Origin of the sequence: Psychromonas sp., from assembly GCF_047632995.1 — a bacterium.
Taxonomy (GTDB): Bacteria; Pseudomonadota; Gammaproteobacteria; order Enterobacterales; family Psychromonadaceae; genus Psychromonas.
In genome coordinates this window covers 1-19,207 of record NZ_JBLIEK010000073.1, presented here as the reverse complement: position 1 = coordinate 19,207, position 19,207 = coordinate 1, and the positions used below count along the sequence as shown (strand labels likewise).

The window sequence follows — 19,207 nt, the reverse complement described above, 5'->3', positions numbered from 1 at the left end:
TTGCGCCACTTCATTTAACCGGTACGCTTTTGTCTGCGTACTTTGGTACTCTTCTAACACAAAATGGAAGTTAGTCCCGCCAAAACCAAATGCACTGATTCCCGCGCGGCGTTTAATACCATCGGCACGCGGCAACCACGGACGCGTTTCGTTATTAATATATAAAGCGCTATTTTCAATATCCAGATTCTGGTTGGGCGTTTCAACATTAATCGTCGCGGGTAGCACTTTATGGTGCAATGACAGTGCCGCTTTAATAAGGCCGGCAGTGCCCGCGGCCGCTTTGGTATGTCCCACTTGTGATTTTACCGAGCCTAGAGCCACATGCTGTATTTGATCGTTATTTTCGCTAAAGAGCATATTCAAAGCAGAGAATTCAGCAGCATCTCCCGCTTTAGTGCCTGTGCCGTGCGCTTCGATTAAGCCACAGGTGAGAGGATCAAACCCCGCATCGGCATAAGCGCGTTTTAATGCTTTGAGCTGCCCTTCCGGACGCGGTGCATAAATAGATTTAAAGCGTCCATCCGATGAACTGCCAATCCCTTTAATAAGCGCATATATTTTATCGCCATCACGCTCTGCATCTTCAAGACGTTTCAAAGCGACCATACCCACGCCTTCACCAATCATCATGCCGTTAGAGGTTTCATCAAACGGGCGGATATCTTCACCATCGGTAAAGGCAGGCGTTTTTGAAAAGGACATGTACATAAAAGGGGAATTATCACAGCAGACACCGCCGGAAATCATCATTTCCGAACGGTATTCGAGCAAGTCTGAGACCGCCATTTTAATCGCCGCTAAGGATCCCGCGCAGGCTGCATCAACGACACAGTTGGTCCCACCAAAGTCAAAACGGTTGGCAATACGACCGGCAATCACATTGCCAAGCATTCCCGGGAACGAGTTCTCTTCCCACGGAACGTAGGCTTTTTTAAATTTGTCGATAATAACCGAGCGATCTTCCTGATTGATGCCCGACGCGGCTAATACTTTTTCAAGCACAGGCCCCTGCAGGCGCGACATCAGCTGTCCCCCCTGCTTTTGTCCGCCGCCGACACCTAAGGTTATCCCTATTTTATCGCGATCATAACTGTTTTCATCGGAAATCCCGGCATCCGCTAACACATCACGGGCCACCACCAGCGACATCAGCTGGGTAATATCGGTAAGCTCTAAGATATTAGGTGGCAAACCAAACTCCATGGGATCAAAGTCAACTTCCGGTAAAAAACCACCACGTTTGCAGTAACTTTTATCGGCTTCTTTTTTATCACTGGAGTAATAGTCATCAATCGCCCAGCGATCTTCCGGTACATCTTTAATACCATTGACCGACTCAACAATATTGTCCCAAAATTGTGACAGGTTTTTACTTTCAGCAAAAACCGATGCCATACCAACAATCGCGATCGGGGTTTCTTGTAAGCGTGAATTTAACTGCTTATCTTCAACCGCCGCGCTATTGTTGCTGTTTGCTTTGTTCGACATGCTACTACTCCAGTTAAGATCTGTTGCGTTTCGTTGCTATCTTATTGTTCATCTAATAAACGAAAACGACTTAAAAATTCGTTGTAATTATCCGCAAGCACACGGCGTATATGAAACGGCGCATTTTTTAATACGTTTTTCATGTAACGTCTGGCGGCGTTTTTTTCATCATCACAGTAGAGATCAACATACACCCAACTCCCGTCCGGATCGTTGGCCACTAATAATCGGTATTGCTCTGTTTGATCGTTAAACTTTGGCAAGGTGGTGACATTCACCTGCACCACATCAAGGCAACTTAATTGGGTTGATTGCGCATGCAGGGCGTATTCCGCCAATTCGCTGGTTTGCACAGGGATAAGTTTGTTTTTCTGGCGCATCTGATTTAATACATCAGACATTGCCTGCGGTGAGATAACCGAACTGATCACTTCATTTGATCCGTTTTCTTCAATATCCACCAGCACAAAATCATCATCATCCGGTTCACCATCGAGGAGCGGATCCATATCGGCTAAGCGCGACACGCCATGACGTTTTAAACAGCGCTGCAAACCGGCACGCGAGGTGTTTTCATTAATAAATTCTTTGCATACGTTAAGTAACTGGTCCAAAGAAAGTTTTAAACGGTTACGCAGATGCACCATGACAAATTCTTGCGCCGGCGTCAGTGTGGTATTTAATTGCTTGGGGATATGCGAGGCATCCTTGGTATCATCACGTTTTCGCCATTTGCGTACTGTTGCCTGCGAAATTTTCAGCAGACGTGCCAAAACCGCCGTAGGGAGATCGGATTCATGGATAAAAGCGCGCATCTCCGCTGTAGTGGTTGCGTTCTTATGTTGTTTAGGCATTACAATTTGGCTTCATGGCGTGAAAAGTTAACTGGAAATAAACAAATCAAGCAATATACACAGGTATCACACCCTATACAATCACCCGATACTTAATTTGCTTTTTCTGTGAAGAAACAATGATTTTGGGTATAAAAAAAGAGGAAAGTTAATAAAGCCCTTAACAATTACATTAACTAAGAAAAGAGGTTTAATTTAAATTTAACCAGTAGCGGATTATGGTCACTGCTTTTGGTTTTCACCACTTCAGGTGGCCCATCTAGCTCAAGGCCACGGTAATAAATATGATCCAGCGAATTATTAAAAAGAAATTTTTTAATGTTTTTTTGATGCGCCTTGTGAAATTGAACCTTTGCAAGTCCGCTTTCTGTTAAGATTTCATCTAAAATATGGGTTCTTTTTCTGTTCCAGGTATTAAAGTCACCGGATAATATAATCGGTCCCTGATGGCTGCGTATCGCATATTCCAGCTGCTGGATCTGCGAGATAAATTTCCAGAAACCAACAAAATTGATGGCGTGAATATTTAAAACTAACAAGGCGCTATCTGTATTATCTATCGCGTAGGTTGTCGCTAAAAATATTTTAGGTACCTTTATTAGCGGCTCCAAAGCATGCGATTTTATCACGCTTACACTCTGATGGTTGGCAGTACTTGCCGTTAGCACCCCTGAATGTCTGCTTTTAAAGATATCTAAAAAATTCGGGGCAAAAATAAAACCATAGTGTTGGAAATTAAAGATCCGCTCCAATCCATTTTCAAACTGACATTCCTGCAGGAGAACAACCTCTGGCGTATATCTCTCTATAATATGTTTAAATTCAACAGCCCAAAGCGGATCACTATTTCTTTTTTGAATATTCCAGTTTAATAATGAAATATTGCTGTTAATTAAGGTTTTTTGGGAATATTCGTGATTTTCAATAAAATAATCAGCTTGTTTAAATCTTTTCTTCATACTGACTCTCTAAATTTAAATGTATACCCAAGCTACCTGAATATACAGGCGTCAGCAAGTGGGGAGGTATACGGCATTAAAGCAACCATTCCAGTGCTGTTGTTTCTGCTCGATAAAGTGCAGAGCAGATCACGGACGAGCCGAAATTGTATTTTTGTTGGATGGAAAAACCCAAAAACATTAGGCAGTAATATTCTTATAATTGCTCGTTTAAAACTGCAAAGAGAATGTCTATTCCTGCCACTGATAGTTCGGGTATTCAAGCTGCCATTTTTCATAGATTTTCTTTAACTTGCCCGATTTATGAAGATTCTCTATCCCTTTATCCCATAATTCTCTTAACTTTTGGCCCCGAGGGGAAGGCGAAAACCCCGGATAGCAGGTTACAATATCTAACGGCTCAAAGGTATATCTGCTAATATCAAGATCGCCACGTTGCTTGAGTTCGTTCTGAATATTGATATAAATATCAAGAAAGAAATCTACTCTCTCTTTTTCGAGTAAAAGCAATGATTTAGCTTTGCTGTCAGCCTTAATAAGGTTTGCATCAAGACGCTGCAAAAAAGGGAAAAATGCAATCTCTTTATGTAATGCGATGTTTTTGTTTTTAAGCGTTGCCAGACCATGCCATTCTGTAATAACCGCATTATTAAATAGCACCCCGATACTTTCTTGTGCCCAAGGGTGTTTGGCTTTATAAAAATCGGTCGTGGGTGTACAAAGTGAAAATAGATCGAGTCGGCCTTCACGGACAAATAGAATGCCGCGCTTATAAGGTAAAAATGAATGTACCAGTTGAAACTCGGGTGCAGGATAAACCGCATTGAGCAGATCGAAGTATGCGCCCACGCCTCCTTCTTCGGCGACCTTAGGCCATCTCTCTGTTGTCCATCTTATATTACTATCATTCTCGGCCCAACTAACTCGGGGTAATAATAGAAGCAGCATAAGATGCAGGTAGCCAATCTTTGAAAATTTATGGGCCATCCCCCCCTCCCTTTTAGATTCGCATGCCGTAAATTGTGTGTTATTTTCATTAAATAAGAAAACACTAATTAATTATTACCTTATGTAAAACGAATAGATACACCGGCGCGGTAATTTGCATTAATCTTGTGCTCCAGCATACATATTTAGTATCTATCAGAATGGTTGAAGATAAAATAAAAGTCCTTTCACTCTCCTTTCAATATTTTATTACCAGCAATCATGCAATACTTAGATTAATAAACATTCCCTGTATATTGCTTCTCGCGCGTTTTATTTTACAATGAGCGTCATTTTTTATTAGGTGTTACCCCTTAATTATGTCAATTAGAATTGCTATTAATGGTTACGGTCGAATCGGACGCAGTGTCGTGCGCGCATTATATGAAAGTAACCGCCAAAATGAGATCCAAGTCGTTGTTATCAATGAGCTGGCAGAGCCACACGCGATCTCCCATTTAACTCAGTACGACTCCACTCATGGCCGCTTTCCGTTTCCTGTAGAACTGGTCGGTAAGCAGTTAAAAATTAACCATGATTTTATTGATTTGCATGCTCAAAGTGAATTACAGGATTTGCCATGGTCAGAGTACGATATTGATATTGTGCTTGATTGTACGGGTATTTACGGCAGTAAAGCCGACGCTGATGCACATCTTGCCGCGGGTGCCAAAAAGGTTATATTTTCTCATCCTGCCAGTTCCGACGTACAAGCAACCGTGGTTTATGGTATCAACCACCAGCAGCTAACCGGTGAAGAGACCTTTATCTCCGGTGCATCCTGCACCACTAACTGTATGGTACCGGTGATCGCGACCCTTGATAGCGCATTTGCAATAAAATGCGGCACGATCACGACCATTCACTCATCGATGAACGATCAACCCGTTATTGATGCTTACCATGCCGATCTGCGCCGCACCCGCGCAGCCAGTCAGTCGATCATTCCTGTTGACACTAAGCTGGCGGCCGGTATTGAGCGTATCTTACCTAAGTTTGCCAATAAATTTGAAGCGATTGCGGTGCGCGTTCCGACCATTAACGTGACCGCGATGGATTTGAGCATTACCGTCAGCAAAGACGTTACCATTGAAGAGATTAATGAATGCCTGCTATCTACATCGTTAACTACATTACAAGGAATTTTAGGCTACACGGAAGCCCCCTTGGTATCGATAGACTTTAATCACGATCCGCGCTCTTGTATTATTGACGGCACACAGACGCGAGTCAGTGACAAGCGCTTAGTTAAACTGTTAGTCTGGTGTGACAATGAATGGGGTTTTGCTAATCGTTTGTTAGATACCAGCCAATATTTAGCTAGCCTGATGAAAAACAGATAGCCGCCTTTTATCTCCATAAGCGCCCTTGAATATTTACATTATAAAATATCCTATCCACGGCAGCTTATTCACTCTACCATTGCTGCATTAGCTAGTAGCATAATTTGAACGAGGATCTATGAAACTTGAAGTTGATACCCACACACATACCTATGCAAGTGGTCACGCATACAGCACGCTAATGGAAAATGGTCAGGCAGCAAAAACAAATGGCGTAAAGATGTTCTGTACTACCGACCATTCAGAGTCTATGCCCGGTGCGCCTCACCATTGGTTTTTCGGCAATCAAAAAATACTGCCCCGATTTCTTTCGGGCGTGGCTGTGATTCGCGGTGTGGAATCTAATGTTATGAATATTGAGGGTGAAATAGATATTCCCTTGAACATTGATAATTCGCTCGATTGGATTATTGCCAGTTTACATGAGCCGGTATTTGGCCCGGCAGACAAAGCCGCGCACACACAAGCCTTAATTAATGTGATTAAAGGCGGGCGAATCGATGCACTGGGTCATTTAGGTAACCCTAACTTTGACTTTGATTTTCATGCCGTGATTGCATGTGCAAAAGAGTACAACGTTGCCATTGAAATTAACAATACGTCACTTAAAGGCAGTACCCGAATCGGCAGTCCGGATCGCTGCAATGAGATTGCCTCTATTGCACGCGATCTTGGCGCTTATATTACAACAGGTAGCGATGCGCATTTTTGCCAGGATATAGGTAAATTTGAACTGGTCAGTGATTTATTGGATAAGATCGGCATGCCCAGTGAACAAGTGATCACACATAGCACCAAACAGTTTCTGGCATTTTTACAGTTACGCGGCCGACCTTTTATTAGCGAATATAAAGATCTTTATTAACCTATTACTCATGCTCTTCGAGAATACGCAACAGCAGCATATTTAACTGCTGCTGCTCTTCATTGCTTAATACACTGAGTATCCGCTGCTCCTTTTGCTGCAGCGGCGGCAGCATAGTTTCCACCAGCTGTTTCCCCCGCGCACTGAGTTGTACTAATTTACTGCGTTTATCTTCCGGATTATCCAGACGTTCAATCAAGTTCGCCTGACTCAGCCGCCCCAATACTTTGCTCAGTCCGCCGGAGCTAAATAGCATTGATTGATATAAACTGGTGGGGGAAAGAGAGTAAGGAGAGGGACTGCGGCGCAGCGTACAAAGCACCCCGAAGTCTGCCATCTGTAAGCCAAACTGTTCAACATGCTGGAGAATATTGCGCTGAAAAATATCACTCACACGAAATAATCGTAACAGTGCCGGCGAAGTTGATTCAAGGCATTCAGGCCAATTAAGCTGGTAGGATTCAAGAATGTTAGTAATACTGTTACTCAATAGGTTCGCTCCTGTTAACAAAGATGAACAGGAATATATATTGCTAGAAAAGTAAAGTCCAGTTAGCATCTTTCCAGCCAGGTAAATTAGAGCCCCATATAATAATGCAAAGCGCAGAAACAGAAATTAAACATAATTCGCACACCCAAGTTGACCCTATCGCCAAGACTCATTCTATCTCTACCCCTGCTCGCAAAGATTGTGATGCTACGTCAGCAATGGTTGCGCGGTTATTGCCGATAAAAAAAACAGGAGAGATTGAATCAATGCTGCTTGTTGCATTAACCTGATAATAAGCAATATAGGCAGAGTAATTCAAATCAATTAGGTATCCGTTTATTTGACCGGTTCGGGCTTCGTTTCTATACTCAGCTTTACCCTGGCCTAGATAAACCAACATGCATACTGAAAATAGTGAACAAGGTCTTAGCGCTTCTAATGCAAAAAAACGCTTGCTGGAGTATGGTGAAAATTGTCTTCCTTCAGCGCCGCTGACACCACTCGCCCTGATCTTTATTAAGCAGTTCCTCAGCCCCTTTATTTATATTTTATTAGTCGCCGCCCTTGTTTCTTTTGCTGTTAAACAGATACCCAGTGCGGTTTTTATTATTGCGGTGTTATTTATCAACGCCATAATAGGGACGATTCAAGAATATTCAGCGCAAAAATCAGCCTGCGCATTAAAACAAATGGTTAAAGGAACAGCCCATGTTATTCGCGATGGGACAGCGCAAACAATTGACACTAAAGAAGTTGTTCCAGGTGATTTACTGCTGCTCTTTTCCGGTGACAAAGTTGCCGCAGATATACAACTTTTATCAGCACAAAACTTAGCGGTTGATGAGTCTATGCTGACCGGTGAATCTTTAGCTGTCACAAAAAATCCTCAGATTAACGTGCCCCAGGACGCGCCTATTAGTGAACAGTTTAACCGCTGTTTTGCGGGCAGCATTGTGACCCATGGTCGAGCCCAAGGAGTCGTCATAAACACGGGTATCAATACAGAAATAGGAAGTATCGCCACACAAGTTTCAAGCGAGAGAATTTCAGAGCCGCCACTTTTAATCCGCATGCGTCTCTTCACCTATAAAATAGCGTTCGCTATTACCCTCTCTATACTCGCGCTGGTTGCATTAATGTTTCTTATGGGCAATTACCAGACAGATAAAATGATAATGATGGCGATTGGTCTTGCTGTCTCTACCATCCCGGAGGGTTTGCCTGCAGCGCTGACCGTTGCTTTAGCAATAGGTATGCGGCGCATGGTTAAACATAATGTCATTATTAGAAAGCTAGTTGCAGTTGAAGCGTTAGGCTCTTGTACTTTTATCTGTTCGGATAAAACAGGCACCCTAACCGTTAATGAGTTAACCGTGCAGCGCGTCGTTTTACCCGAAGGGGGAATCTATCAGGTCACGGGAGAAGGTGTTGCGGGGGGAGAAATTAAAGGTGACAACCTCACTGAGCTGAGGGAACTTTGCATTACCGGCGTGCTCGCCAATGAAAGTCATTTAGATTATTCAGGTGGCGAATGGGTATCCGATGGCGATATTGTTGATATTGCTTTTTTAGTACTGGCAAAAAAACTTGGGTTATCTGTATCTGAAATTAGAACACAACAAACACAGCTTGAATTTATTCCCTATGAGTCTGAAAAAGCATTCAGTGGCAGTTTAAACCTGGATCAGGAGCAGCCCTGTCTATATGTGAAAGGGAGTCCAGAAAAAATGCTGGAATTATCAACGCATATGCATTCGCCCGCAGGGCCGGTGCCGATTGATCACAAAAAAATTCAGGCGCAATTTGAACAGTTGGCCAAGCAAGGGTTTCGCATCATCGCATTGGCAAGGCGTTCTATAACCAGTTTAAAAAATGCAGAAGATCACCTGCAGGAAATGACCTATTTAGGCATGGTAGCAATGATTGATCCGGTGCGCAGCGAAGTTAAAGCGGCGATCCAAAAATGCCGCACAGGCGGTATAGAAGTTGCTATGGTAACGGGTGACCATCCGGCGACAGCTTTAGCTATTGCCATAGAATTGGGGCTGGCAGGTAAAAAAAGCCGCGTTGTTACCGGACAGATGATAAAAGAGGCGTTAAAAGAAGGTCCACAAACATTTCATGATTTAATCCGTCCGACCAGAGTCTTTGCGCGCATAGAGCCTACGCAAAAAGAGATGATTGTAGAGAGTTTTATGCAGCAGGGACATTTTGTTGCAGTGACAGGGGATGGCGTTAACGATGCCCCGGCGATGCGCCGAGCCAATGCGGGTGTGGCAATGGGGAAAAAAGGGACAGATGTAGCAAAAGAAGTCGCGGATTTAATTATTACAGATGATAATTTCTCTTCAATAGTAAACGGTATTGAACAAGGCCGAATAGTTTATAACAATATTCGTAAAGTAATAGCATTATTGATTGCCACTGGGTTTTCCGCCCTGTTGTTATTCTTTCTCACCGTTATGGCCGGCCTCCCTATGCCGCTAACTGCAATTCAATTATTGTGGCTTAATCTAATCGCCAATGGCGTACAGGATGTGGCCTTAGCTTTTGAGCCTAAAGAGGGTAATGAATTAACAATGCCACCACGCAGCCCGAGCGAGCCTATCTTTGAGCGGCGTATTATTGAGCATGTGTTAGTTAACGGCACGGTGATGGGGATGTTGGCGTTTGCCACTTTTTTCTATCTTCTTGACCAGGGAACTGAGCTACAAAACGCACGCAACCTGACATTAATGCTGATGGTTCTATTTGGCAATATTCACGTGCTTTCCAGCCGTTCAGAAAAAAGATCACTGTTCTCTATGCCCTTCTTTGCCAACCCCTTTTTAATTTTATCCGTTCCCATTGCGCAAATTATTCATATTGGCGCAATGTATACGCCGGGACTGAGTGATATATTACAAATCAATCCCATCACATCAACACAATGGATCGGATTGTTACTGGTTGCTATTACATTATTGATTGTTGAAGAAACACACAAATATATATTAAGAAGAAGAAAATAGGGACAGATAAGAGTAGTTACAAGTGTTAATCGCTTATCTCTTCACCAACACTTTTAACAGCATCACGAGAAGCATGACCTATTTTAGTTGTCACATCTTTTGTCGTATGACCTATCTCAGTTGTCACCTCTTTCGTTGTATGGCCTACAGTACGCCCTGCACTTTTGATTTCAGCACAAGAAAAGAGTGTTAATGTCAGCGCTAATACGGTTAATGTTAAAATCTGTTTTTTCATTTATAAATACCCAATATGAATAAGTCATCCATTGTACAACGCGACACTTCAAAAAGGTAAAACAATGAGTAAAAAACTATTTCTCGGTATTGCATTAGATAAATCGCAAATTCAAATGATAGGTAGACTGCAGGAGAATTTTGATCCGGGCGTAAGGCTCATACCTGCTGCCAATCTGCATATGACGATCGCATTTTTTGGACTCGTATCAGCCCAGCAACAGGCAGAACTAGAAACACAGCTATCCGCTATCGCTAAACGCCGATTTAGTGTCACGCTGGATACGTTAGCTTATTGGCACAAACCCAGAATACTGTGCATTAAAGGGCAAGCAGATGATAAGGCATTGCTGCAGATAGTGTCCAAGAGTCAAGCGCTAGCTGCCTCTTTAGGCCTGTATGAAAGCGAACATAGTTTCACCGCGCATATCACTGTCGCACGAAAAGCTAAAAATATGCCAGCATCTGAGCTTAACTTCAACCCGCTTAGAATCACCCCCAGCGTTATCCATCTTTTTGAGTCAAAGAACAGCAGTCAGGGAGTTGAATATCCCATTCTACGATCATGGGCTCTGCAGTAGCCAAAAATAGGTAACTGACCAATCGATCACTTCCTTTGCCTTCACATTTCTTATATATTCTGCAATTGTAGAATATATGAGGAATTGTTTATCTGGCACAAACACTGCTCTTTGCTTTAGTATATTCTACAGTTGTAGAATTAAAGCTAACTAGGCACTCGTTTATGGCAACAGATAAGATAAAAAAACAGGTCGGCAGACCCAAAATACCGGCAGATAATCGCGCCAAATTAATTGCGGCGGCAACCTTATTGTTTATAGATAATGATTACGACAAAGTCTCAATTAGAGCCATTGCCAAACAAGCCTCTCTTGATCCCGGGTTGATCCGTTATTACTTTCAATCAAAGTTAGGCTTGTTTAGTGCAATGATCAGTGAAACAGTCGAACCAGTAAGCAGACAGTTGGCCACCATTAATCAAGAAGTCAGTGTGTTAAGTCCGGAAACATTAATGCAAACTTACTATCAGGTAATGAGTCAAAACCCGCATTTTCCTAAACTCATCTATCGCGTTTTGAGTATGAAAAAAACGGATGTAAATCAGCAATTACAAATTGTGCTTAAAAGCATTTTTAAAGTGCAAAACGTAAGCCTGTTTGCGCGACTCAAAGAAGGCGGTTTTTTACAAGATGAGGTTGATCCTGTCTGTGCTCAGTTAAGCTTTTTCAGCATGATGATCTTCCCTTTTTTAATGCCCGACCTGCTTAAATCAGCGTTAGGTGTTTCCATTACACCTGAATTTATGCAGCAGCTCGGTAAACAAAACAGCCGACTTTTATCCCATGGCCTAATAGCCAATTTAAAAAGTAACAAGGAAGATAGCCATGAGAGCCGATAAAAAACGTTTTGCTATTCCAGGCATTGTCCTTGGTCTGCTCATTTTAATGGCCGCCGTCGCCTTAAAACCCTCCCCTGATCTCCAGGCCAACTACGACAGAGCCCGTTTAGTGGAGGTGATGAGTTTGCTTAAGCAACCTGCAGCGCCTCTAATAAAAGGATTTGGCCGGGTAGCACCTAAACATACTTGGCTGGGAATTGCTGAAGTGAACGGTAAAATAATTTATCGCCACCCTGAACTTGAAACCGGCCGACTGCTCACTAAAGGCACAATGGTTTTAGAAGTTGATCCGCTGCAATATAAATTAAAGTTAGCGCAAGCAGAAGCCAACTTAAATTCAGCTAAGGCGCAACTAACCAGACTTGCTCAGCAACAACAAAATCTCAATATCAGCCTTAATCTTGAGCAGCAAAAGCTGGCTTTAGTAAAGCTGGAATACCAACGCAAACTTGGCCTGAAAAATAAAAAACTTATTTCCAATTCCGATCTTGAAAATGAGAAGCGCGGGTTACTGACACAGCGCGTTTTAGTGCAGAACTTAAGCAGCTCGCTAAGTTTAATGCCCGACGATAAAAAAGTGACCGAAGCGCAAATAAATATAAATCAAGCCCTGCTTGATGATGCTCAGCGGCAATTAGAAAACACCCGTTTTATCTTGCCGTTTGATGCGCAAATTGGCGCAGTTAATATCGAAGTGGCACAAGCTGTCACTACCGGCTCGGTATTATTTGCTGCGCAAAAACTTGGCTCGGTGGAAATAAAAGCAGAGTTATCACAGCAAGATGCAAACAGATTGAGGCAGAGTGTGGTGAGCTTTCCGGATAATAGGCAATTACCCTCAATTGAAAACCTAGATTTTAAAACCCGGGTTGCACTGCAGCTGGGCAATAAAACCCATTACTGGCCAGCGGAGTTAACCCGAATTGCCGAGACCATCGATCCCTTGCAGGGCACAATCGGTTTTTATGTCGAAGTCCGTCAGGATTTAGACGCATTAGACTTGCATAACACACCGCTATTAAGCAATGGAATGTTTGTTAGCGTGGATATTCAAGGAGAAGCATCAGCGCACTTTATCGTGCCGGAAAAGGCGCTGCACGGCACTAATATCTACATTATGGATAAAGAGGAGAAACTGCGGATAAAAACAGTCACTGTGCTCTTTAGAAATGAGCAAGGTGTTGCAATTGCGGGTGATTTATCTGACGGTGAGCAGTTAGTCTTAAATGATTTGATTCCGGCCATCGCGGGTATGAGCCTGAAGAGTGGATCTTCGAATACCAGCTCGACCAAGCAGGAGGCTACCCAGTGATCAAACTTTTCACCCGCCACCCAACGCTGGCCAACCTTATTATGCTGACCTTTTTTGTATTAGGTTTAAGCAGTCTCTCCTCCATAAAAAGAGAAACGTTTCCTGAATTTACTCCCCCCTATATTATCGCCACGGTTATCTATCCGGGCGCATCTCCTAGTGAAGTGGAAGAAAGTATCTGTCTACGCATGGAAGATGCCATTGACGGCTTAAGTAATATTGAAGAGATCAAATGCGATGCCCAGGAAGGCAGTGCGTCATTAACTGTAAAACTTAATGATGATGCCGATATCGGCCGCAGTTTAGTGGATATTCAAACCGAAATTAATGCCATTAAGGACTTTCCCAGCCAAATTGAGCCGCCTACCGTCAAAGAGTTAGATTGGGCGGAGCCTGTTGTCGATATTGCCATTTCGGCCGATGCAAGTTGGCCACATTTAAAAGCTTATGCTGAAGATCTAAAACGGCGCTTAAAAATAGAGGCAGGGGTAAGCCTGGTCACTATTGCCGGCTTTTCTGATCATCAGTTACGTGTTGAGGTAAATGAAGCTGATATTCGTCGCTTAGGTCTTACTATTACTGATATTGCCGATAAAGTGGCAAGACAAAATATCAAAATGCCTGCCGGTAATATTGAACTTGCTGATAAAAACTTATTAATCCGTTTTGATGAGCGAAAAACAACAGCGGCAGAAATAGGAAAAATCATTATTTCAGCGAGTCCACAAGGCGCTGTTGTATATTTAGCTGATATCGCCACTATTAACGATCTGTTCGAGTTAGAGGAGGATTATATTTTATTTAATGGCAAACCTGCTGCCATCCTAAAAATACAAAAAAACAAAGCAGATGACGCACTACGTATTAAAGAAAAAGTACAAGAGTTTGTTACACAAGAGCAACTTGCGGCCCCAACCGGGGTAACGCTCACACTGACCAATGATCTGTCCTCTTTACTGCAGGACAGGCTAACCATGCTGCTCAAAAATGGCTGGCAGGGTATTATATTAGTGTTCTTATCAATGTGGTTATTTTTCTCACTACGCTACTCTTTTTGGGTTTCCGCAGGCTTGCCCGTTGCATTTTTAGGCGGCTTATTCCTGATGAGTTTGTTTTCTATATCGATTAACGTTATGACCTTAGTGGGCCTGTTAATGGCGATCGGGATCATGATGGATGATGCGATAGTGATTGCAGAGTCGATAGCCGCGCATGTCGATAAGGGATACGCGAACGATCAGGCGGTATTAAAAGGGGTAGCCAAAGTAGCACCTGGCGTGTTCTCTTCCTTTTTAACCACAATTTTCATTTTTGGCAGTTTGCTTTGGCTAGAGGGACAAATGGGCCAGGTTTTATCGGCCGTGCCTATGGTGCTAATTATGGTGCTGAGTATCAGCATGATTGAAGCTTTTTTAATTTTACCCAGCCATTTAAATCATTCGCTAAATTCAAAGAAAAAAGAGAAGCAGCCACTTAAATTTAAACGCGTTTTCTTGCAAAAATTCGACCATTTCAGAACCCATTCTTTAGTTAAGATGGTGACTTTTACCGTTAAGTGGCGCTACGCCAGCCTAGGTTTAACCTTTGGTGTATTACTCATCTCATTGGCGCTAGTTGCGGGTGGCGGCCTTAAGTTTTTACCCTTTCCTAAGCTCGATGGGGATATTGCCGAAGCGCGTATTATCTTACCGCCCGGTTCAACACTGCAACAAACAGAAGCGGTCGTGGCCAAAATTATTGACAGTGCCAAATTGGTTGGTGAGCGATATAGTGAGATAAATAATGAAGCGTCACCACTGATTAAAGATATTACTCAGCAATACAACTTTAATGCCAATGCGGGGGAAAAAGGCCCTCATCTTGCGACCGTGCGTTTAGATCTTCTCTCCGCCGAAACTCGCAGTTCACTGATCGAGTCCTTTTTAAATGATTGGCGGAAAGCCACCGGTGAACTGGCTGCGCCAATTTCATTAGTGTTTAAGCAACCCGCAATGGGGCCTGCCGGACGCGATATTGAAGTGCGCTTACAGCATGATGACTTATCTACTCTAAAAAAAGCATCGCTTGAACTACAAGCCTATTTAGGCCAATTCTCTGGTGTTAATGGCATTCTCGATGATATGCGCCCGGGTAAAGAGGAGATATTAATCAAACTTAAAGATGGCGCGGAAACCTATGGGGTCGACGGCCAAACTATTGCCGCACAACTTCGCGCGGCTTATTTCGGTCAAACGGCGGATCAAGTGCAATCAGGCCCGGAAAGTATTGAAATTCAAGTGCGTTTAAATAAAGACCAGGCAGCAGATATTCAAGCATTAAGCAACTTCCCTATTATCCTTGCACAGGGAAAACAGATTCCGTTGAGCGTCGTTGCCACACTTGAGTTTCAACGTGCATTTGTCCGTATTCAGCGCATCGAAAGTCAGCGAACTATTACCGTAATGGCCGATATCGACAGCAGTAAAGCTAACGGCAGTGAAATTGTCACTAAAATGCGTGCAGAGCTTATGCCTGTACTAGTCGATAAATATCCAGGTTTAGGTGTCGATTTCGAAGGTGCTGCCAAAGAGTCGGCTAAAACGGGGAGTTCATTGCTGAAAGGTTTTCTGATTGGCCTATTTGGTTTGTTTGCTATTTTAAGCTTTCAATTCAGAAGTTATTTGGAGCCTTTTGTGGTTATGTTGGCTATTCCACTGGCATTAATTGGTGTGTTTTGGGGGCACTGGATAACGGGAAATAATCTCTCCATGCCATCGATTTTAGGTTTTATTTCGCTGGCAGGTATTGTCGTTAATGACTCCATATTATTGGTGCAATATATTCGCCATCATCTTGATATCGGAGATGATATTTTAGATGCGGTAGTAAAGGCCAGCCGCGACCGGTTCCGTGCGGTATTTTTAACATCACTGACCACGGCCGCAGGTTTATTGCCTTTACTGCTGGAAACAAGTCTGCAGGCACAGGTAGTAAAACCTATCGTAATATCTATCGTCTTCGGTATTTTTTCCTCTACCCTGCTGGTGCTGTTTATTATTCCAAGCGCTTATGCCGTACTTGCAGACTTTGGTTTGGTACACAAACATGAAGAGTTAAATAAAGATTAATTGTTAGATAAATATTAATTTGCAAAAAAACACCAAGCTTATTAATCCCTTCTACATCAGTAATGGGATTAATAAGCTCGGTAAAAAAGTATAAAACTTTATAGGGAAGGCTATACGGAAACGTCTAGATTATGTCCTTTACTACCTTCAGGAGCGGTTGCAGGCGCCACCGAGTCTAACAATTGCGCAGCTTGCTGCTCTGCTTGATTGTTGACTGTTTTAAGCAGACTAACATTGACCTTTTCAAGGGTGCTCACTTTAGCCTGCTCGCTCATCACGCCACCGACAATACTCATATCCATAATTTACCTCCATAAACGGTTCATAAATCAAATACACTATCCCTCTACAGAAGAGGTGAACTGCGCGATTATCCGTATAAATATATAACAAACTTAACTCATAAACACTGTATCGGCAACGCCTTGAGTTACTTTAGTAAAGATTTGTACCGCTCACTATTAACTAAATGTAAATTTTGTCCACTTTTTAGATCGCCAGCGAAACAACATAATAATACCTCTGAACCATTCATCCGCAGCAATTGCCAGCCAGGCACCGATAACACCAAATCCGAAATAGATACCCAATAGATAGGTTAATGACACACCTATTCCCCACATACTGGCTATGCCGATTTGGACAGGGAAAGTGATATCGCCAGCGCCTTTTAAAGATGAGATGAAAACCAAATTAAAAACACGGCCCCCTTCTAATAAAATAGAGCCAGTAATCAAACCCGCGGTGAGAATCACCACGTCAGGATCGTTAGTGAACAAATTAATCACATCAAAACGAAACAGATAGATGATCACAGTGATAGTTATCGATGAAACAAATGCGACCAGAAAGTATTTCTGGACGCGCAGTGAAATATCCTCAAACCACCCTTTGCCAATAAAATAACTGGTTTGAATTTGGCTTGCCTGCCCAATTGCCAGCGCAAAAGCAAAAGAGATCCGGCCTATATTTTGTGCGTAGGTAAAAGCGGTTAATGACGCAGTGCCCATTCGCACCACAAAGTAGATAATAATCATTTGCGACAGATTATAGGATAGAATTTCACCGGCATTCATTACACCAATGCGTAATATTTTCTTATAAAAAACGGCTGGAATGGATAAAAAGCTTGCCATCGGCAGATCAATTTTTCTATGGCGCAGCATATACCATAACGTAACCGCGCTAATAAACTGGCTGAATACAGTTGCAATCGCAACCCCTTGCACACCATAAACAGGTAATCCGAAAGGCTGATATAATACGCAGTAGTTACCAATAACATTTATAAGCCCCGCCGCAAGGTTAATAAACATAGGGGATTTTGAATAGCCATGAGCGCGTAAAATAGTGGAAAAAACAATCCCTAGCGTAACGTTAATAGTAAAAGAACCACTGATGAGCAGGTATTCATAACCAAATTGAGCAACTTGCTGTTCAAGCCCATACAGGTCGATAATAGTGGCGCAAGAAAAGAATGCCAAAAGCCCCAGAATAAGCCCCATACACAGCCCCAGACAGATACTCGCGACGGCTATATTGGCTGAATCTTTATCTCGTCCTGCGCCATTATATTGACCGATAAGAATGCTGCTGCCCGTACTGACCATCATGGAGATAATCACCAGAAAGAAAGTAATTTGAGAAATCACGCCGACAGCAGAAACTGCTTTATCAGAATAACCACTGAGCATAAATATATCACTGGTATTGAGCGCCGTACGCAGTAATATTTCAACAAAAATAGGCCAAGTTAGAGTGACAACATTCATCCTGTTGTCCATGATTTTATTACTGTTTTGCATGAAATTATCTTAATGAGAGAGTGAGTTTTTGAGTATACGCTAAAGAGGCTTGTTGAAAATAAAAGAGAATAATAGTTTCAGCAAAAAAGAACAGAGTTAGTTTATCAGATGCCCTAACGCGCTGTATATTGCTGTCGCTTTAATTCCGCTATTAGAAGACAAACAAATCAACAGATCTCTGCTATTGAAACGCTGTATATTGTGGATCTACGCTGCTGTTCATACACCCAGGAAAAGAGAGAAGATTCAAAAGCATAAAAAATCAACTTGCGAGCTATATGCAATACCACTCACAGCAAGCTTACCCACTCGCGCTGTTTTGGGCCCGTTCTCCAGCCACTGCAACATCTTAAGCACATTTTCTCGTTCTCCATAGAGAACCACCTCAACGTCACCATTATGCAGATTTTTTGCGTGTCCCATAAGATTATATTTGCGGGCTTCATTACGCGTATAATAACGGAAACCGACAGCCTGAACGTTACCGCTTACAATAATTTTACAGCCTATATTTTCCATATTCCCCCCAGTTATAGCCATTAAGAATCATCAATTTTAGGATGGTCATCCAATAAAGATAACAGCAGATTCAATATTGTCGAATTAGAAAGGTTATAAAAAGAGAGAACGCACTTTAATGAGCAAGTAATACTCTGCACAAATGCAGAGCATTACTACAGTAACAAAACTACTGTTTACGCCAGGTTGTACCGTTCGCACCATCTTCCAGGACAATCTTCAATGCCGCTAACTTATCACGCGCATCATCGGCACTTGCCCAATCTTTATTGGCACGTGCATCATTGCGCTGCTTGATCAGGGCTTCAATCATACCCACTTCATCCTGACTTTCATTACCTTGTAAAAAATGGTCTGCGCTTTGAGTTAACAGCCCCAACACATTGCCAAGTTTGACTAATAGGCAAGCCAGAGCGGTTGCTTGTTGTTGATCACTGCCCTTTAAGCGATTTATCTCTTTAGCAAGATCAAACAGTACAGCCAACGCTTCGGGTGTATTAAAATCATCATCCATCGCTTTGCAGAATTGTAAATAATGAGGATTGGATTTATCTAACGGGCAATCTGTAATATCCAGATCACGAAGAGATCTATACAAACGTTCAAGACTGGCGCGCGCCTGTTTGAGGTTGTCTTCAGAGTAATTTAGCTGGCTGCGATAATGGCCTGAAATAAGGAAATAACGAACTGATTCACTGTCATAGACATCCAGTACATCTTTGATAGTAAAAAAGTTATTTAATGACTTGGACATTTTCACTTTATCAATCTGCACCATACCGGAGTGCATCCAAGTATTTACATATTTAC

18 protein-coding genes are annotated in these 19,207 nt (G+C 42.5%); 8 read left to right on the top strand and 10 right to left on the bottom strand.

Annotation, left to right across the window (positions count from 1 at the left end):
• From ACJAT7_RS12475 to ACJAT7_RS12460, 4 genes are all read right to left on the bottom strand, one after another.
• The coding region (locus tag ACJAT7_RS12475) for a beta-ketoacyl synthase N-terminal-like domain-containing protein (protein WP_415227134.1) at positions 1 to 1,491 on the bottom strand (1,491 nt) is incomplete at its 3' end.
• Positions 1,492 to 1,532: 41 nt separating this feature from the next.
• Positions 1,533 to 2,345 carry a helix-turn-helix domain-containing protein gene (locus tag ACJAT7_RS12470; RefSeq protein ID WP_415227133.1) on the bottom strand — a complete coding sequence of 271 codons (813 nt, stop codon included), beginning with the start codon at positions 2,343 to 2,345 and terminating at the stop codon, positions 1,533 to 1,535.
• A gap of 176 nt (positions 2,346 to 2,521) precedes the next feature.
• Complete coding sequence (locus ACJAT7_RS12465; RefSeq protein WP_415227132.1) at positions 2,522 to 3,304, bottom strand: endonuclease/exonuclease/phosphatase family protein; 783 nt, start codon at positions 3,302 to 3,304, stop codon at positions 2,522 to 2,524.
• 231 nt (positions 3,305 to 3,535) lie between these two features.
• Positions 3,536 to 4,291, bottom strand: a complete 756-nt coding sequence (locus tag ACJAT7_RS12460) for a substrate-binding periplasmic protein (RefSeq protein WP_415227131.1) — start codon at positions 4,289 to 4,291, stop codon at positions 3,536 to 3,538.
• Positions 4,292 to 4,611: 320 nt separating this feature from the next.
• Here ACJAT7_RS12460 and epd point away from each other — a divergent pair, with 320 nt between their 5' ends.
• Positions 4,612 to 5,634 (top strand): erythrose-4-phosphate dehydrogenase, encoded by a 1,023-nt coding sequence (gene epd, locus ACJAT7_RS12455; protein WP_415227130.1) that lies wholly within the window; start codon positions 4,612 to 4,614, stop codon positions 5,632 to 5,634.
• A gap of 118 nt (positions 5,635 to 5,752) precedes the next feature.
• Positions 5,753 to 6,499 carry a phosphatase gene (locus tag ACJAT7_RS12450; RefSeq protein ID WP_415227129.1) on the top strand — a complete coding sequence of 249 codons (747 nt, stop codon included), beginning with the start codon at positions 5,753 to 5,755 and terminating at the stop codon, positions 6,497 to 6,499.
• A 4-nt stretch (positions 6,500 to 6,503) separates the two neighbouring features.
• On the opposite strand, the gene ACJAT7_RS12445 is transcribed toward ACJAT7_RS12450, so the two are convergent.
• Positions 6,504 to 6,989 (bottom strand): MarR family winged helix-turn-helix transcriptional regulator, encoded by a 486-nt coding sequence (locus tag ACJAT7_RS12445; protein WP_415227128.1) that lies wholly within the window; start codon positions 6,987 to 6,989, stop codon positions 6,504 to 6,506.
• Between the two features lie 104 nt (positions 6,990 to 7,093).
• Here ACJAT7_RS12445 and ACJAT7_RS12440 point away from each other — a divergent pair, with 104 nt between their 5' ends.
• Entirely contained in the window at positions 7,094 to 7,279 is a 186-nt protein-coding gene (locus ACJAT7_RS12440; RefSeq protein WP_415227127.1) for a hypothetical protein, read from the top strand.
• 108 nt (positions 7,280 to 7,387) lie between these two features.
• A complete protein-coding gene (locus ACJAT7_RS12435; protein ID WP_415227126.1) occupies positions 7,388 to 10,000 on the top strand; it encodes a cation-translocating P-type ATPase in 2,613 nt (870 codons plus the stop codon).
• Positions 10,001 to 10,025: 25 nt separating this feature from the next.
• Here the strand turns inward: ACJAT7_RS12435 and ACJAT7_RS12430 are convergent, their stop codons facing one another.
• Positions 10,026 to 10,235, bottom strand: a complete 210-nt coding sequence (locus tag ACJAT7_RS12430; protein WP_415227125.1) for a hypothetical protein — start codon at positions 10,233 to 10,235, stop codon at positions 10,026 to 10,028.
• A gap of 64 nt (positions 10,236 to 10,299) precedes the next feature.
• Between ACJAT7_RS12430 and thpR the strand changes: the two genes are divergently transcribed.
• The 4 genes from thpR (at position 10,300) to ACJAT7_RS12410 (ending at position 16,073) form a co-directional block, all read left to right on the top strand.
• Positions 10,300 to 10,815 carry an RNA 2',3'-cyclic phosphodiesterase gene (gene thpR / locus ACJAT7_RS12425; protein ID WP_415227124.1) on the top strand — a complete coding sequence of 172 codons (516 nt, stop codon included), beginning with the start codon at positions 10,300 to 10,302 and terminating at the stop codon, positions 10,813 to 10,815.
• A gap of 164 nt (positions 10,816 to 10,979) precedes the next feature.
• A complete protein-coding gene (locus ACJAT7_RS12420) occupies positions 10,980 to 11,654 on the top strand; it encodes a TetR/AcrR family transcriptional regulator (RefSeq protein ID WP_415227123.1) in 675 nt (224 codons plus the stop codon).
• The gene (locus ACJAT7_RS12415) at positions 11,641 to 12,966 is read left to right on the top strand and encodes an efflux RND transporter periplasmic adaptor subunit (protein ID WP_415227122.1); all 1,326 of its coding nucleotides are present in this window, start codon (positions 11,641 to 11,643) and stop codon (positions 12,964 to 12,966) included. Before ACJAT7_RS12420 ends, ACJAT7_RS12415 begins: the two co-directional genes overlap by 14 nt.
• Positions 12,963 to 16,073 (top strand): efflux RND transporter permease subunit, encoded by a 3,111-nt coding sequence (locus tag ACJAT7_RS12410; RefSeq protein ID WP_415227121.1) that lies wholly within the window; start codon positions 12,963 to 12,965, stop codon positions 16,071 to 16,073. The genes ACJAT7_RS12415 and ACJAT7_RS12410 overlap by 4 nt, the downstream gene beginning before the upstream one ends.
• Positions 16,074 to 16,183: 110 nt before the next feature.
• Here the strand turns inward: ACJAT7_RS12410 and ACJAT7_RS12405 are convergent, their stop codons facing one another.
• The 4 genes from ACJAT7_RS12405 to ACJAT7_RS12390 form a co-directional block, all read right to left on the bottom strand.
• The gene (locus ACJAT7_RS12405) at positions 16,184 to 16,375 is read right to left on the bottom strand and encodes a hypothetical protein (protein ID WP_415227120.1); all 192 of its coding nucleotides are present in this window, start codon (positions 16,373 to 16,375) and stop codon (positions 16,184 to 16,186) included.
• Between the two features lie 159 nt (positions 16,376 to 16,534).
• Complete coding sequence (locus ACJAT7_RS12400) at positions 16,535 to 17,878, bottom strand: MATE family efflux transporter (protein ID WP_415227119.1); 1,344 nt, start codon at positions 17,876 to 17,878, stop codon at positions 16,535 to 16,537.
• 246 nt (positions 17,879 to 18,124) lie between these two features.
• Positions 18,125 to 18,397, bottom strand: coding sequence for an acylphosphatase (gene yccX / locus ACJAT7_RS12395; RefSeq protein WP_415227118.1), 273 nt, complete (start codon positions 18,395 to 18,397; stop codon positions 18,125 to 18,127).
• 169 nt (positions 18,398 to 18,566) lie between these two features.
• Positions 18,567 to 19,207 (bottom strand): DALR domain-containing protein (locus ACJAT7_RS12390; RefSeq protein ID WP_415227117.1); only part of this gene is annotated, 641 nt, incomplete at its 5' end.

What these genes read in the sequence shown, in the direction of transcription:
- ACJAT7_RS12405 (WP_415227120.1), bottom strand. Translation starts at nt 16,375, where the DNA reads ATGGATATGAGTATTGTCGGTGGCGTGATGAGCGAGCAGGCTAAAGTG.
- ACJAT7_RS12400 (WP_415227119.1), bottom strand. Translation starts at nt 17,878, where the DNA reads ATGCAAAACAGTAATAAAATCATGGACAACAGGATGAATGTTGTCACT.
- thpR (WP_415227124.1), top strand. Translation starts at nt 10,300, where the DNA reads ATGAGTAAAAAACTATTTCTCGGTATTGCATTAGATAAATCGCAAATT.
- ACJAT7_RS12430 (WP_415227125.1), bottom strand. Translation starts at nt 10,235, where the DNA reads ATGAAAAAACAGATTTTAACATTAACCGTATTAGCGCTGACATTAACA.
- ACJAT7_RS12450 (WP_415227129.1), top strand. Translation starts at nt 5,753, where the DNA reads ATGAAACTTGAAGTTGATACCCACACACATACCTATGCAAGTGGTCAC.
- epd (WP_415227130.1), top strand. Translation starts at nt 4,612, where the DNA reads ATGTCAATTAGAATTGCTATTAATGGTTACGGTCGAATCGGACGCAGT.
- ACJAT7_RS12420 (WP_415227123.1), top strand. Translation starts at nt 10,980, where the DNA reads ATGGCAACAGATAAGATAAAAAAACAGGTCGGCAGACCCAAAATACCG.
- ACJAT7_RS12435 (WP_415227126.1), top strand. Translation starts at nt 7,388, where the DNA reads ATGCATACTGAAAATAGTGAACAAGGTCTTAGCGCTTCTAATGCAAAA.
- yccX (WP_415227118.1), bottom strand. Translation starts at nt 18,397, where the DNA reads ATGGAAAATATAGGCTGTAAAATTATTGTAAGCGGTAACGTTCAGGCT.
- ACJAT7_RS12415 (WP_415227122.1), top strand. Translation starts at nt 11,641, where the DNA reads ATGAGAGCCGATAAAAAACGTTTTGCTATTCCAGGCATTGTCCTTGGT.
- ACJAT7_RS12470 (WP_415227133.1), bottom strand. Translation starts at nt 2,345, where the DNA reads ATGCCTAAACAACATAAGAACGCAACCACTACAGCGGAGATGCGCGCT.
- ACJAT7_RS12440 (WP_415227127.1), top strand. Translation starts at nt 7,094, where the DNA reads ATGCAAAGCGCAGAAACAGAAATTAAACATAATTCGCACACCCAAGTT.
- ACJAT7_RS12460 (WP_415227131.1), bottom strand. Translation starts at nt 4,291, where the DNA reads ATGGCCCATAAATTTTCAAAGATTGGCTACCTGCATCTTATGCTGCTT.
- ACJAT7_RS12465 (WP_415227132.1), bottom strand. Translation starts at nt 3,304, where the DNA reads ATGAAGAAAAGATTTAAACAAGCTGATTATTTTATTGAAAATCACGAA.